This is a genomic window from Bradyrhizobium sp. USDA 4503, from assembly GCF_054055815.1.
In genome coordinates this window covers 8,050,913-8,064,448 of record NZ_JBSRXS010000001.1, presented here as the reverse complement: position 1 = coordinate 8,064,448, position 13,536 = coordinate 8,050,913, and the positions used below count along the sequence as shown (strand labels likewise).

The 13,536-nt window shown below is 59.3% G+C and carries 12 protein-coding genes; 4 read left to right on the top strand and 8 right to left on the bottom strand.

Annotated features, from left to right (window positions below; translation table 11 throughout):
• Positions 1-42 precede the first annotated feature (42 nt).
• A complete protein-coding gene (locus ACVMIH_RS38225; RefSeq protein ID WP_456865648.1) occupies positions 43-270 on the bottom strand; it encodes a hypothetical protein in 228 nt (75 codons plus the stop codon).
• A gap of 813 nt (positions 271-1,083) precedes the next feature.
• Between ACVMIH_RS38225 and aepX the strand changes: the two genes are divergently transcribed.
• The 3 genes from aepX (at position 1,084) to ACVMIH_RS38210 (ending at position 3,883) form a co-directional block, all read left to right on the top strand.
• Complete coding sequence (aepX, locus tag ACVMIH_RS38220) at positions 1,084-2,022, top strand: phosphoenolpyruvate mutase (RefSeq protein ID WP_456865646.1); 939 nt, start codon at positions 1,084-1,086, stop codon at positions 2,020-2,022.
• 133 nt (positions 2,023-2,155) lie between these two features.
• Positions 2,156-2,956, top strand: a complete 801-nt coding sequence (locus tag ACVMIH_RS38215) for a phosphocholine cytidylyltransferase family protein (RefSeq protein ID WP_456865643.1) — start codon at positions 2,156-2,158, stop codon at positions 2,954-2,956.
• Between the two features lie 300 nt (positions 2,957-3,256).
• Positions 3,257-3,883 (top strand): CDP-alcohol phosphatidyltransferase family protein, encoded by a 627-nt coding sequence (locus ACVMIH_RS38210; RefSeq protein ID WP_456865641.1) that lies wholly within the window; start codon positions 3,257-3,259, stop codon positions 3,881-3,883.
• A 299-nt stretch (positions 3,884-4,182) separates the two neighbouring features.
• Here the strand turns inward: ACVMIH_RS38210 and ACVMIH_RS38205 are convergent, their stop codons facing one another.
• A complete protein-coding gene (locus tag ACVMIH_RS38205; RefSeq protein ID WP_456865638.1) occupies positions 4,183-5,901 on the bottom strand; it encodes an asparagine synthetase B family protein in 1,719 nt (572 codons plus the stop codon).
• A gap of 103 nt (positions 5,902-6,004) precedes the next feature.
• Here ACVMIH_RS38205 and ACVMIH_RS38200 point away from each other — a divergent pair, with 103 nt between their 5' ends.
• Positions 6,005-6,439 (top strand): hypothetical protein, encoded by a 435-nt coding sequence (locus ACVMIH_RS38200; RefSeq protein WP_456865636.1) that lies wholly within the window; start codon positions 6,005-6,007, stop codon positions 6,437-6,439.
• A 94-nt stretch (positions 6,440-6,533) separates the two neighbouring features.
• On the opposite strand, the gene ACVMIH_RS38195 is transcribed toward ACVMIH_RS38200, so the two are convergent.
• From ACVMIH_RS38195 to ACVMIH_RS38170, 6 genes are read right to left on the bottom strand one after another with little or no spacing between them, the layout of a single operon-like run.
• Positions 6,534-7,343, bottom strand: coding sequence for a phosphodiesterase (locus ACVMIH_RS38195; protein WP_456865633.1), 810 nt, complete (start codon positions 7,341-7,343; stop codon positions 6,534-6,536).
• Positions 7,340-8,887 carry an ABC transporter substrate-binding protein gene (locus ACVMIH_RS38190; protein WP_456865630.1) on the bottom strand — a complete coding sequence of 516 codons (1,548 nt, stop codon included), beginning with the start codon at positions 8,885-8,887 and terminating at the stop codon, positions 7,340-7,342. Before ACVMIH_RS38190 ends, ACVMIH_RS38195 begins: the two co-directional genes overlap by 4 nt.
• Before the next feature lie 37 nt (positions 8,888-8,924).
• Positions 8,925-9,803 (bottom strand): ABC transporter permease, encoded by an 879-nt coding sequence (locus tag ACVMIH_RS38185; protein ID WP_456865627.1) that lies wholly within the window; start codon positions 9,801-9,803, stop codon positions 8,925-8,927.
• Positions 9,800-10,726, bottom strand: coding sequence for an ABC transporter permease (locus ACVMIH_RS38180; protein ID WP_456865624.1), 927 nt, complete (start codon positions 10,724-10,726; stop codon positions 9,800-9,802). The genes ACVMIH_RS38185 and ACVMIH_RS38180 overlap by 4 nt, the downstream gene beginning before the upstream one ends.
• Positions 10,726-11,724 (bottom strand): ABC transporter ATP-binding protein, encoded by a 999-nt coding sequence (locus ACVMIH_RS38175; protein WP_456865621.1) that lies wholly within the window; start codon positions 11,722-11,724, stop codon positions 10,726-10,728. The genes ACVMIH_RS38180 and ACVMIH_RS38175 overlap by 1 nt, the downstream gene beginning before the upstream one ends.
• Positions 11,721-12,695, bottom strand: coding sequence for an ABC transporter ATP-binding protein (locus ACVMIH_RS38170; RefSeq protein ID WP_456865619.1), 975 nt, complete (start codon positions 12,693-12,695; stop codon positions 11,721-11,723). Before ACVMIH_RS38170 ends, ACVMIH_RS38175 begins: the two co-directional genes overlap by 4 nt.
• Positions 12,696-13,536 lie beyond the last annotated feature (841 nt).

Sequence of the window (13,536 nt, the reverse complement as noted above, 5' to 3'; positions counted from 1 at the left end):
TTCACGGGGATAACAACTAAACATGGTACTTGCAATCTTAAGTTATGGCTTGAGGCCAATACCCGTATAAATACGGTCTGGACAATTGAGCGCTCTTCCCAGTTCTCGCGCGCTAGCACCATCTTCAAATTGCATGGTGTCGCCCTCGAGAATCAGTTCGCCGAGGCGATATCTATTTCCTTCGGAAAGCTCCGTTGAGTGCGCGATCAAAGATAGCCCCTTTATCTCTGCTGCTTGCATGTCTTGCCAGTCATCGCCGACGTCTTCCACCGCGTTTCACGCTTGATAGAGGCGGTATTCTGCGTTTTTGACGCCGTTGCTGCATTCCTTACGCAGGCTGACGATGCGCCATCGAGATGGCGGCAACTCTCATCGAAACGCGCTTGTGGGCAGGAGCATCCAGTGCTTGATTTTGGAAGATCTTCGACGATTGAGGTCCTGGAGGCGTACGGCTGCAGGCGCCTGAGCCTGGCGCCGGCAGCTTTGTTAAGCTGCGCAGCGCAGCTGATCATGGCTTGCTTCCATTGTCCCAGGCGGCGATATCGCCCGACTGAACTTGTTGGGAAGCGAGCCTGCTGAGCGCGGGCTCGGAAGCTTTCGCCATTGACCGGTTGTCGAACAAGCGTCCCGTGAGGCGGTCACGGTGCGGCGCGATATCAGCGTCTGCCAATGATCATGTGACCTCACATCAGGACAGACGGTCATAGATCCGACAGCATCGCCTCAAGAGGATTTCACAGCAGCCCAAAGACTTGCGTCGAGGGGCCATAGCATCGCCATGCGGCTCCTCCCGTCAGCCCTTACGCATTACGAAAGCTCACGATGAACACTGCGATTAATCGTCTGCTTTAGAGACGATGAAGTGGAACAAGCACGCCAAGGAAATCGTCCATTTCCAAACTTTGCCAGGAGCTTTGCCACGATCTGATAAGTGTCCGGATTTGAAGAACTCGAACGTCCAGAGCGGGATGCAGGGTCCTTCGTGGCTGTGTCAGCTACCAGTTCTAGCAATTGAACGAGATGACAGACACGTGTCACCTCTTTCGTGATGACAGTCGGGCGGTCGAGCCATAGGCAATCTCCATGCAAGACCATTCACCATTTCCCGTTGCCGATAGCATTCATCAACCTGTGCATCGCTCTCGAGTTGATACTCTGCGCGCAGAAGTCTGCTGCAACAACAAGCTCTCCTTCCTTATGGAGGCACATGATGGTCTCTCGGCCGCGATCGCAGAGCGTGGGGGCTTCAAGGGCCTGTGGGCATCCGGCCTATCGATCGCCTGCTCTCTGGGCTATCGCGACGCTAACGAAGCATCGTGGAGCCAGCTTGTTGATGCAGTTGAACGCATCGTCGATTCGAGCCAACTTCCCGTGCTGGTCGATGGCGACGGCGGCTTCGGCAATTTCAACAATGCGCGCCTGCTGGCTCGCAAACTTTGCCAGCGCGGCGCGGCGGGTATTGCACTGGAAGACAGTTGTTTTCCAAAAATGAACTCTTTTGTTGGCGACCGTCATCCACTCGCCGATGTCGACGAGTTCTGTGGCCGCTTGCGGGCGGTGAAGGATACCATTGCAAAAGACCTCGTTCTCGTAGCCCGGATTGAGGCGTTGATCGCCGGCCACGGAATGCACGAGGCCATCTCGCGTGCTCACGCCTATAGGGAAGCGGGGGCGGACGCGATACTTATTCATTCGCGAAGCAGTTCCGCGGACGAAGTCCTTTCGTTCGCACGCGCCTGGCAAAACAGATTGCCTATCGTGATCGTTCCAACGAAATACTATCGGACACCCACTTGCGAGTATCGCCGCGCCCGCATCTCGACCCTCATCTGGGCCAACCACGCCATGCGGGCGGCCGTCGCCGCGATGCGTCAGGTGTGCGGCCGCCTCGTCGCCGAAGAGAACGCGGCAACGGTCGAGCCGGAGATTGCGCCGCTCGACGAAGTCTTTGACATATTCAACTACGATGAACTTGCCAAGGCTGAAGCGCGGTACCTTCATCCTGACAAGCTGCGCCAATGAGGCCGTTCGGCCAAATAGTGGTTGGCTTGATCGATGCCGGCTCCATGTTCCGCGCAACACTCACGGAGATGATACGCAAATTGCCTGACGCCCGAGAGCGAAACGGATATCCGTTCGCGGTGGGGGCAATCGGATGATGAGCAATGTCCCTAAGAAGGCCGTCATTCTTGCCGCTGGCGTCGGCTCTCGGCTAAAACCGCTGACAGAGCTGCGCCCAAAGCCTTTGGTCGAGGTCAACGGTACGCCTATTCTCTATAATGCCCTGCGTAACCTTGACACGGCCGGCGTCGAAGAGGTGACAATCGTCGTCGGCTACCGAAAGGACGCCATTCAATATGCGTGCGGTCGGCGGTTCGGCACGCTCAAGGTTCACTATGTCGAGACGCCGGCGTTCGAGCGTACCGGAAGCGCCTATTCGCTGTGGCTCGCACGCGACGCACTGCTTGCGGGCGACTGTTATCTTCTCGAAGGAGACGTCTTTTTCGAGGAGGACGTTCTGCGCTGCTTGACGATGGACGAGGCTCCCGATGCCGCCGCTGTCGCTCCCTTCACTGACCTGATGGAAGGATCGGCAGTTATGCTATCGGATAGTGGACTGATTTCCGCGTTTCTGATGAAGCAAACCTCGGCAAGCCGCCCTGCCGACGGTCCCCCCCTCTTCAAGACACTCAATGTGCTGCGATTCGCGGCTTCGACCCTCCGGAGCACGATCGTTCCAGCGCTCAACGAGATCATCGGCTCCGGCGCAACGCGGTCCTACACTGAGGAATTGCTCGCTTTTCTGATTGAACGGCGCGGACTGCAGCTCGCGGCGGTGCGATGTGATGGTCTTAAGTGGTACGAGGTCGACACACCTGCCGATCTAGAGATCGCCGAGGCCATCTTCGCGACTCGGGCAGTATCGCAGCCGCGGCCGAGCTCACAAAATGACTGAGAGATTGCCGGGTTCGAGATCCCGAGCGAACCGCAGTCAGAGCCAACAAGGCGCGTCCTACGCGACCACATCTCCGCCGCCTGGGTGCTCCTTCCTAGTCCTACGGTCTGCCTCTCCTTCGGCCCAAGCGCGGCTAAATAGGGTGAAGGAACGGATCAGCTTGGGTGTCCAAAGCAGAATTTTTCAGAACGCGATTGGTGAAGACCTTGACCTGTCAAAAGCAGCGGCCCGCGGCTTTGGCGTATGGGTTGGCGCAGCAACGCACCTCGCCAAGGATTAGATGACCGGAAGAGTGAAGAGATGATTGAACATCTGGCTGATCGTGCAAACGCCGTTACCGCCTGCTCTTTTTTCTTCGCTGTCATCGGCGTCTTCCTGGCCCTTAACGGTCAACCGGAACTCGGCGCTGCGGCGATGCTTTGGACCTGGTTTTTGGATCATTGGGACGGGCACATCGCTCGGACGACCCGTCATAAGCGTCTACCCGGAACGGCAGCGTTCGGAAAAACTTTCGATGGCTTTGGCGATTTTGTTCACGGCGTCTGGTTCCCAGCCGTGGCTATCATCCTTGTGGGGGACGGTTCGGTGATTTCGTTTGTGGCCAGCCTCGCGCTCGTCATAGCGGGCGCGATCAGGTTAAGCTATTTCGAGAATGTCGGGCTGACTGCCGAGGCGAAATTCATCGGAATTCCGGTTTCATATGCTACGCCGTTGCTCGCGGTGATATTTCTGCTGCGGCCACTCATCTGGGCCGAGATATTCCCGACGATGCTGGCTCTTGCTTTCTCGGCGCTTGCGGCTCTCTACGTTTCGACCTTTGTGCAGGTTCCAGCGATCCAGGGCCGGGCAATTCCAATTGCAACGATGGCGGCCATCGCGCTGTCGCTCGCCCTGATCGCGATCAGTTTGTCGCGGGGCACCACATAAAGCCTGCCCGGTGCCGGCAGTGGCGACATTCCAAATCACCGCAGGGAGCAATGATAATCACGCAGCGCCGTTCTCGGGAGGCGATGTGCTCCTGGTCCCATGCTTTGCGAGGAGGGAGCGACGTACCGCCGGCAAAGCAGACAAGCGCAAACTGCTCCAATTGGCCGGGCGTGACGGAGAGCTCGCCTTGCTGAAGGCAGGCTGGTGGCCTTGAGGCAATCCCGATTGGGCTTGCGCACGGTCGCAAGCAGGCTCACTTAGATTCCGCGTGCGTCCACTTCAGAGCGTTTCCCCCGGCGTTAAATCGAGATTGGTCCGATACCGCCGCTTGCATCACTTAGAAAGGTTTCACGGTGGTCGATAAATTGGTGGACCCAGATCTCCGCGGTGATCGCATTCCAGAGCCAACGGACCTCGACGGACTTGTAGGGCCTCTTCCCCCGTCTCAGCAACCGTTGCACGTCCGCAATGTTGATCACTCTAATCTTGGCCTGCTTGCCCGGAGCAAATAACCGCGCGTACAGATCGTCGATCACGTCGGCCATTTCCCTATCATACGGAAACTGTTGAATGTATTTCTTCCTGTGGGTGACAGAATGTGGAAGAACCGCTTCTGCCGCCTTACGCAAGATCGCCTTCACCTGACGTGGGCCGACCTTCTGACCGTCCGGGATGCGAAGGGCGAGATCGATAAGGTGTTTGCTGGCGTATGGCATGCAAGATTTCAAGCCAAATTCGGCCGCGAGCATCTCCTGCCCACCCATCCTATTGTCCCATGACGTCAATGCCGAGCATAACATCCGAAAAAGCGGCGCGTCGTCATCAACGAATGCCATTTCCTCCGCCGCCAGACGACTTTGATCGGGACCTGCGGAGCACGGAGCTGGCAAAGCGTGTCTGCCGTTCGTGGCATGGAAGACTGCACGGGCGAACCAAGAAGGCGGAAGGGTACCTGAAAGCTCGGCAGCGCGCAGCTCGCGCAAAACCTTCTTGGCGCCCGGCACATGGCGTCCAAGCCATAGGCGGCGATGCGCGGGCATTCCTGCGAACAGCGTGTCGCACATATTTCCAGAGAACAGCGTGTCGACCTTCCCGGCCGCCTTACGCGCCAACGCGTAGAGCTGCGGGAACTCGTCATAACCGCCCGGATCTTCCAGGCACCAGACGGTCGTTGGAAGCAGCTCGATTAGATCCTTGGGCCTCACGATGATCTCATGGTGACAAGTTTGGAGAACCGACGATGTCTGTCGCGCACCAATGATGTCCGGATCAGATTCGCCGTGTCCGACGGTGAAGCTGCACAACTGCGCTTGAGGAAAGCGCTTGCGCAGCAGAGCCGCAATCAGCGCCGAATCGACGCCGCCACTCAGCGACACGCCAATTCTGGCAGTCATCTCATGGGCGTAGGAGTTAACAGATCTTTCCACCGCTTCGAGGACGGCTTTGGCCGTGACAGGCTCGCTCGGCGCCTCGTAGTCACAAGGCCGCGGCTTTGTGCGGACAACTTTCGGCGCGTTCGTGCCGACGATGACAGCACTGCCGGGCAAGATGGGCCGGATCTCCTTGAAGAAGGTGCGACCAGCGGGGGCCCAACCGTTGTAAAGAAACGTATTGATCGCCAAGAGATCTGGCTCGGAGCTGATCTGCGATAATGCAAGAAGCGTCTTGTAATGCGTGGCAAAGGCCGTCCACCCCTCGCCCTGGGCAAGGACCAGCGGCATCACCCCAAAAGGGTCGCGGGCCAGCACTAAACTGTGAAGCGAAGCATCCCAGAGCGCGATCGCATAATGACCTTCCAAACCGTCAAAGAAACGGATGCCCAGCCTTCGATAACCCTCCGCGACGTCATGCACGGATATGGGCACACCTTCGGCATTCAGCAGGTGGCCGGTAGAGGCAATCAGCGCATTGCCCGCATGCGCAATGCCACCATCAGAGCCCGCGCGCATCGCGAAATGCGCCGAACCATGCTGGAAAATGTGAACTTCTGGTCCGCCTTGCGGGAGCAGCCGGCCCATTCGCTCGATCAGGACCCCGTCCAGGCATCCGATAAATCCGCACATACTGCTCATACAGGATCTCGCCCAGTCGACGGAGCCTTGCCGGGTGCGAGGAGAGGCGATGTTCTCGGCATTAATCGTGAGCTTCGGGAGCTGGGTAACGGAGCAAAGCGTGTTGCAGCATGATGAGCCGATGGCAGCTGCATTCCGCAAAGATCATCCGCGCCTGTCTGCGGCAAGCCAACTGCCAATGCTGGTGGTTGATCCCAACAGCAGAGCCATGCTTTGGTTGATCGCGAGCTGTCGTCAGTCAACGGAGCCCAACGTGAGCCATCGACGTGCTTGGTTGTCGTCATCGGTCCTGGTTCATGCCTTGGCCCATGAGAGGCATAACGATCCGTTCAGATTCGGTGTCAGCACGAGCTCGCTTCAGCGTGCCCAGTATGGACGCTTCGATATGGCTGCCGACCGGGCCAGCGGCCGGACTCCTGACCCCAGCGTATCAGCGCCGACTTTGGCGCTTACAATAAATAGCGAGCGCAGCCAATTTGCGTAGTTGCAGTCGCCACGACACGGCCCTGCCCCAGCGTTGGTCCTGTTGTCGCAAATGAGCGACAATCCGCTGCAACGTCCGCCTTGAAGCGCGATGATCACGGTGTATATGCCGGAGCGGTCGTGTCGGGAATGATATCGATGATTCTGGCATCGCGGATCGCATGGGGGTGCACTACAATGTCGCGATCATTGACGAGGATGATGCTGAAGTATGGCTCAACTTCGATATGCCGGACGATCTCGGTCTGAAAATCCAGCATCACTTGATGGGTCAGACCGGCCGCGACGGTAAATGGAATGCCTCGCCAGGAGCCGGCAACATTTCGGTGCATATGGCCGAAGAACAGGTGACGGATCCGCGACCTGAACGGGGCGATGACGTCCCAAAACTCCTCTTCGCCCCGTAGCGCGATCTGATCCAGCCGCTTCAGCCCCACTTTGACTGGTGCGTGGTGCATGAACATCAAGACAGGACGATTGCCGCTCGAGAGCTGTTCCCTCAGCCATTCAAGGCGCACACGATCAAAGGCACCGCCATGCGTTCCGATGGTCCTGGTATCAAGCAGCAGCCCGACGTGATCTCCCAGATCGAATCGGCTATGGGCGTAACCGTCAGACGCCACATGCTCCGGAAAGACTGCTCCGAAAACACTGCGACGGTCATGGTTGCCGACGGTGATATGCAGCGGCGGCAAGGAAAACTCAGCCACGACATCGCGAAACAGTTCGTAGGAGGCTTGATCCGCCAGATCGGTGACGTCGCCGCTGATGACCAGCGCCGCGGCATCAGAATGGTCGGCTTCGATCTCGGCAAGACAGGCACGCAGGCGTGCCTGCGGATCAATCCCACGCAGCAGCGTTCCCTTTGGGACCAGATGAGGATCGGTCAGCTGGATGATCTTCATTGGGTCGCCCTGCTTGCTGGGTTGAACGGCCCGAAGTCCATCACCAGGGCCGAATAAGGCGCCCAGGCAAGCCTGCGACGCTTGGCGTAAAAGGCGCCATTGTTGTGTAGGATGATGAAGGGGACCTCCTCGGCAAAGATCTCCAGGGCATGTCGAGCGAGCTCCTTACGTTGTTCGCGGTCGCTCGACTGCGCGAATGCGGCACCCAGCGTCTGGTATTGCGGCGAATCCCATATCTTGAGGGCGTGCTGGCTGCCGCCAGGAGCGTGCTGACGCCAGACCATGGATGTCGGATCGGGCCAGGATGGCAAGAACGATTCATCCCAGATCGCGTTCAATGGCTTCGCGTAGACCTGGCTGAAGTTCTCCATCGGGTGGAGCAGGACGTTGAGGCCGACCGCCTTCCACATCTGCACCAAAATCTGGGCCGTCAGCACCTGGTTTGGATACCAGTTTTTGAGCAGACGATGGACGATCGGATCGCCATTGTAGCCGGCCTGCCGCACTAGTGCGCGCGCCTTGTTGGGATCATAGGCGGGCGTTGGGAACGAGGGATCGTAGACGTCCCCGAACATTGGGTATTGTGCCCCATTGGGGACATCGATGCGTCCCCGCCAGAGCTGGGCGATGATGAGATCGCGGTCGATCGCAAGGCTCGCCGCCTGACGAATACGCCGGTCCGATAACCACGGAGCGGTTGTGTCGATCGCCAGCACCCGCAGATTGGCGATCGCGCCGCCGAGAATATCGAAGCGGGAGGCATCGATCGACTCGAACTGATCCGGGAGCAGGTCCGATATCAGATCATAGTCGCCTGCCAAAAGCCCATTGACGCGCGAGGCAACCTCGGGAACGATGCGAAACTCGATCTTCGCAAATGGCGGCAGGCCGCCCCAATAGTCATCGTGCGACTTGAGGACCAGACTAACGTCCTTCTGGTTGGAGATCACACGATATGCGCCCGCCCCAATCGGCGCGTTGAACCACTTTTCCCAACTTCCGGCTCTGCGAAAGGCGGCTTCGCTGACGATTTGCGCACTCCAGGCCGCGAGCTTCTTTTCGATCACGGGATCGGGGCTCTTTGTCGTGACGAGGACCGTGCTTGGCCCCCTGGCCTCAACCGCAGCAATGGTCTGCTGGTATTGGGCGGCAACCGTATTGCCGGTCCCGGTCGGACCGAGCTTTCGCTCTTTGCCGAGCGAAAACACCACGTCATCGGCAGTTACGGTCGAGCCATCGTGAAACTTGACGCCCGGGCGGAGCGTGAACTCGATACTTGTCGCATCAATCCGCCGCCAGGTCTCGGCAAGGGCTGGCTTGATAGCCATGTTGTCGCTGAAGTCGATGCGTAATAGACCGTCGAAAGCATTAGAAAGCATCCGCAATGCGGGCGTGTTATTGAGCATCACGGGGTCCGCATAGTCCGGTTGCGTCGGCACAGCGACGACAATGCTGGGCCGCTCTGATTGTCCGAAAGCCGGCGGAGGCATTACCGCGCCAATTGCTGCAGCTTTCAGCAATGATCTTCTACTCAGGCTGGGCATCGGCCGGTCCTTTTTTGATCATGGAACGAAGCAAAGTTCACCGCAGCGTCCGATCGAGGCGATCGCGCAGCCAGTCGCCGAGCAACGACACGGACAGTGCCACCAGCGAAATGACGAGTGATGGCAGCATCAAAATCCAGGGCGCGCGGGCGAGATAGTCGCGGCCATAGCCCACCATGGCACCGAGCGATGTCGACGGTGGCTGCACCCCGAGGCCAAGAAAGCTCAAGCCGCTTTCAAGGAGGATGATTTCTGGAAACGAGATGGTCATCGACACGATCAGTGTCGCGGCTACGTTTGGAAGAATATGGCGCAGATAGACGCGAAGAGGATGGGCGCCGAGCTGGCGGACGGCGCTAGCATATCCTTGAGCGTTGGCGCGGATCGCAAGACCTCTGGCGATCCGCGCATAGCGCTCCCAACCATGCAGCGCGAGCAGGCCGACAAAGACGAAAAGCGAGTTTCCGACGAAGGCAAGCACCGCAAGTGCCAGGATCAGAAATGGCATGGAGGCCTGGAAATCGACCAAGGCCAGAATGGCTTGCTCGACCCAACCACGAAAGTGCGCGGCAACAAAGCCGAGCGCCGTTCCAAGCACCGCTCCAAGGCCCGTCGCACCAAGGCCGATGACAACGCTCATCTGGATGGACAAAAGCAAGCGCGACAACATGTCCCGGCCAAGCTCGTCGGTGCCGAGCGGATGCGCGAGCGAGCCGCCCCATCCGATCGGTGGCGACAACCGGGCTTTCAGATCGATCGCCGCCGCGTCATAGGGGATGATGAACTGCGCGAGAGCGGCCGCAACCACAAGAGCCGCAAGATAGGCGAGCGCGAGTTGGACAAGCAGGGGCGTTCGTGATGGCGCAAAGCTCAGCTTGAAGGATAGCGGTTCGGACCTGGCCCGCTGCAGCATCATGCGTGCCCTCCCCGTCGGATCCGTGGGTCGAGCAGGCCATAGAGAAGGTCAACGACAAGATTGGACATGACCATGGTCAGCGCGATCAGGAACAGCACGCATTGCACGACCGGCAGATCCCGGCTCACAACAGAGGACACCAGCAGTCTGCCGACACCCGGCCACGAAAAAACACTCTCCACTAACACCGCGCCGGCGATCAGCTGGCCCATCATGAAACCGATGATCGTAACGGTTGGGATCGCGGCATTGGGTAAGGCGTGGCGGTAGACGACCAAGCGCCAGGGCATGCCTTTGGCAGTTGCGGTTCGGATATAGGGCTGCCCCAGCACGTCCAGCATGGCGCTACGGGTGTACCGCGCCAGAACGGCAGCACCACCAGCCCCCAAGGTAATCACTGGAAGGATGGCGCACGGCCAGCTGGCTGCACCGCCGGATGGCAACCAGCCAAGCTCTACGGAGAACACCAGCACGAGCAACAAACCAAGGACGAAGGAGGGAATGGTGAAGCCAGCTACCGTTGCAAGCATCACGGTCCGATCGAGAAGGCTGTTGCGGTGGAGCGCAGCTGAGACCCCCGCGGGGATACCGATCAGCACATTGATCAGGAGCGCTGGGACCGAGAGCACAAGCGTCATGGGGATGCGCCCGGCTACGACTGTGAGCGCGTCCCGGCCCTCACGCATCGAATTGCCCAGATTGCCGGTCGCGAGCTGTGTCAGATAGGCGAGAAATTGCATCCAGATTGGCTGATCAAGTCCCCACGCCTTGCGAAACGCTTCGCGGGCAAGCGGCGAGGCATCATTGGAGAGAATCTCAAGCGCGGGATCACCCGACAGGCGCAGCACAATGAACGCAAAACCGACCACAAAGAATATCGTGATCATCGCGCGCGCGAACCGCGTCAGAGCGAACCAAGCCATCAGTGCGCCCTCACGGGCTGGCCGGCGTTTGCTGCTGCAACCACGTGGCAGGCGACCTTGCGGGCGTAAGGTTCGCTTGCAACGAGCAAGGGGCGCGAATTGCTGCAGGCGGATACGGCAATAGGGCAGCGCGGGTGAAAATCGCATCCCCCTGGACGGTCAGTGGGGTTCGGCGGATCACCGGCCACAATGCTCCGCCGTGTCCTTGGCTTGCGCACGTCCGGCACGGCCGAGACCAAGGCGCGGGTATAGGGATGAAGCGGCGCGCGTAGGACGTCCTCTGTTATTCCCTCCTCGACGATGCGGCCGAGATACATCACCGCGATGCGCTTGCTGATCTGCCGGACGGCGCGCAGGTCATGGCTGATGAAGACCATCGCAACGCCAGACTGTTGCTGGATATCGATAAACAGGTTGATGATCTGGGCCTGGATCGACACGTCGAGCGCCGAAATCGGCTCGTCGCACACCAAAAGATCCGGCGACGTCGCAAGAGCACGTGCCAGGACAACACGCTGCCTTTGGCCGCCCGAAAGTTCATGCGGCAGGCGGGCGCCATGTTCCGCCGATAGCCCGACAAGCCTCAGGAGAGTTGCGGCCCGTCCCTTCCGATCGGCAGGACCGCCGATCCCATGAATAGCCAGCGGCTCGGCAATCTGTTCGGCAACGCTCAACCGCGCATCGAGCGCAGCTAGAGGATCCTGGTAGACGAGCTGCATCCTTGCCCGCAGCCGTCGCCAAGCCGCAGCTCTGCTGGGCGGCATGATCTCATCTTCGAATGTGACCAAGCCGGCATCTGGCTGTTCGAGCCCAAGCAATAGGCGTCCGAAGGTCGACTTCCCGCAGCCGGATTCGCCGACAAGACCGAGCGTTTCGCCCTTGTGAAGCGAAATCGACACCCCATTGACGGCAAGGACCTGCGAACGCGGGCCGAACAGACTTCCTCGCGAGGGGTAGGCCTTTGCAAGGCCCTCGGCCAGCAGAAGTGGACCCTTCACGCAACGCCCTCCAAGGGCCAGGCGTTCTCTGCCCGCACGCAAGCGACGTGCCTGCCATCGCGGTCCGCTCTCAGCTCAGGTTCCACGCGGTCGCAGGCAGCGGCGCGATCTGCGCATCGCGGGGCGAAGGCGCATCCCCCTTGACGCAAGCCTGCATCGGCCGCGCTTTCCGAAATCAGGTTCATTCGCTGCAAGGGACCGTCAAGGCTCGCAAGTGCCTCGAGCAGGCTGCGCGTGTAGGGGTGGCGTGGCGCAGCAAATAAATGATCAATGGGCCCGGCCTCGACGATCCGGCCGGCATACATCACATAGGCGCGGTGACAGATCTCGGCGATCACGCCCAGATCGTGCGAAATCAAGACGAGAGCCATGTCGGTTTCACGCTGGACATCCCGCAATAGATCCAAAATCTGCGCCTGGACGGTCACATCGAGCGCAGTGGTCGGCTCGTCAGCGATCAAGAGATCAGGCCCGCCGGCCAGAGCTATCGCGATCATGACACGCTGGTTCTGCCCGCCTGACAGTTCGTGGGGATAGGATTTGAGCCGTCGCTCGGCGTCGGGAATGCGTACGAGGTCGAACAGCCGCCTGGCTTCGGCCCGCGCGGCACCGTCTGACATGCCCCGATGCAGCTGCAATACCTCAATGACCTGGCGGCCAACGGTCAGAACCGGATTGAGCGCGCTTTGCGCATCCTGGACGATCATCGCAATCCGCTTGCCGCGGATCTTCGAAAGCCTGTTCGCCGATGCCTTAAGGAGGTCCTCACCATCGAACAGGACGCGGCCGATGATCGCTGCACTTGACGGCAACAGTCCAAGCGCACCGAGCCAGGTCACGGATTTTCCCGATCCACTTTCTCCGATGACCCCGACCGTTTCGCCCCTGCCGATCTGAAGATCGATGGTCCGTACGGCCTTTGCCTTTCCAAAGCTGACCGAGAGCTGCTCGATCATCACCAGTTCGCTCACGCCCCGTCCCTACCCTTTGTGCCGATCAAACCGAATGTCACTGCCGCTCCTCACGACCAGGAGATGTCTCGCGCAACGCGTCCACAGGCGCCAGTGGCCTGACCAGCGCAGTCGACGTGAGAGCACTCCAAGGCCCGAACTGCTACGCAGGCATGACATTCATCGAATAATGAGATGCAAGAATGCAAAGATCCGATGCCGTAACCTGCTTTCCGGATAATTCGTCACCGGGGAACATAGGACCAGGTCTCACATCGCCGCGACGAAGCAACGGGACTAGCCGGGACGGGCAGAGCTATCGGCGGGAGCCGCAGCGACCCAATGGGCAGCTGTCACCATCTATTCCTGCCAAGTCGGTGCAGAGATCCTCTTCGAGCCCGATGGGAGCATCGAGGCAGCGAGACCGAGGGGAAGGTGCCCGCAATCAGTGTGGCCGCAAGCGCCAGTCTCGTGGCTCAGCTCCTCAGTCGGCCGCGCAATAATTGCGCCGCAGGCTGTGTCGCTATCCAATAGCCTATCCCTTCAATATATCGACCAATTCGATGTTACCATCTAAAAGCGCGATGAGCCGATTGGTAGGTCCGCTTGATGGCAACTAGACTGATCAAGCTTATGCTCCGGCTGAATTTCTTGTCCTGAGGGTGGTCGCTTCCAGCCCTTGCTTTGCTTGGATGAAGTGATGCAAGCCGCACAACGAGCTGAAGGCTGATCCAACGCATAGGGATTTTTCATCATCTCTCCGCTCGCCACTGTCTATTGCAGCCGCTCGCCGTGCTCACCGATCGAGATGATGAAGTCGGCCGACGTCCCGACCTCGCCTTTCGAAGGCCGACGCCTTGTC

Coding starts and splice junctions, on each gene's coding strand:
- ACVMIH_RS38180 (WP_456865624.1), bottom strand. CDS start 10,726: ATGGCTTGGTTCGCTCTGACGCGGTTCGCGCGCGCGATGATCACGATA.
- ACVMIH_RS38190 (WP_456865630.1), bottom strand. CDS start 8,887: ATGCCCAGCCTGAGTAGAAGATCATTGCTGAAAGCTGCAGCAATTGGC.
- ACVMIH_RS38195 (WP_456865633.1), bottom strand. CDS start 7,343: ATGAAGATCATCCAGCTGACCGATCCTCATCTGGTCCCAAAGGGAACG.
- ACVMIH_RS38200 (WP_456865636.1), top strand. CDS start 6,005: ATGTTCTCGGCATTAATCGTGAGCTTCGGGAGCTGGGTAACGGAGCAA.
- ACVMIH_RS38205 (WP_456865638.1), bottom strand. CDS start 5,901: ATGGGCCGGCTGCTCCCGCAAGGCGGACCAGAAGTTCACATTTTCCAG.
- ACVMIH_RS38185 (WP_456865627.1), bottom strand. CDS start 9,803: ATGATGCTGCAGCGGGCCAGGTCCGAACCGCTATCCTTCAAGCTGAGC.
- aepX (WP_456865646.1), top strand. CDS start 1,084: ATGCAAGACCATTCACCATTTCCCGTTGCCGATAGCATTCATCAACCT.
- ACVMIH_RS38215 (WP_456865643.1), top strand. CDS start 2,156: ATGATGAGCAATGTCCCTAAGAAGGCCGTCATTCTTGCCGCTGGCGTC.
- ACVMIH_RS38210 (WP_456865641.1), top strand. CDS start 3,257: ATGATTGAACATCTGGCTGATCGTGCAAACGCCGTTACCGCCTGCTCT.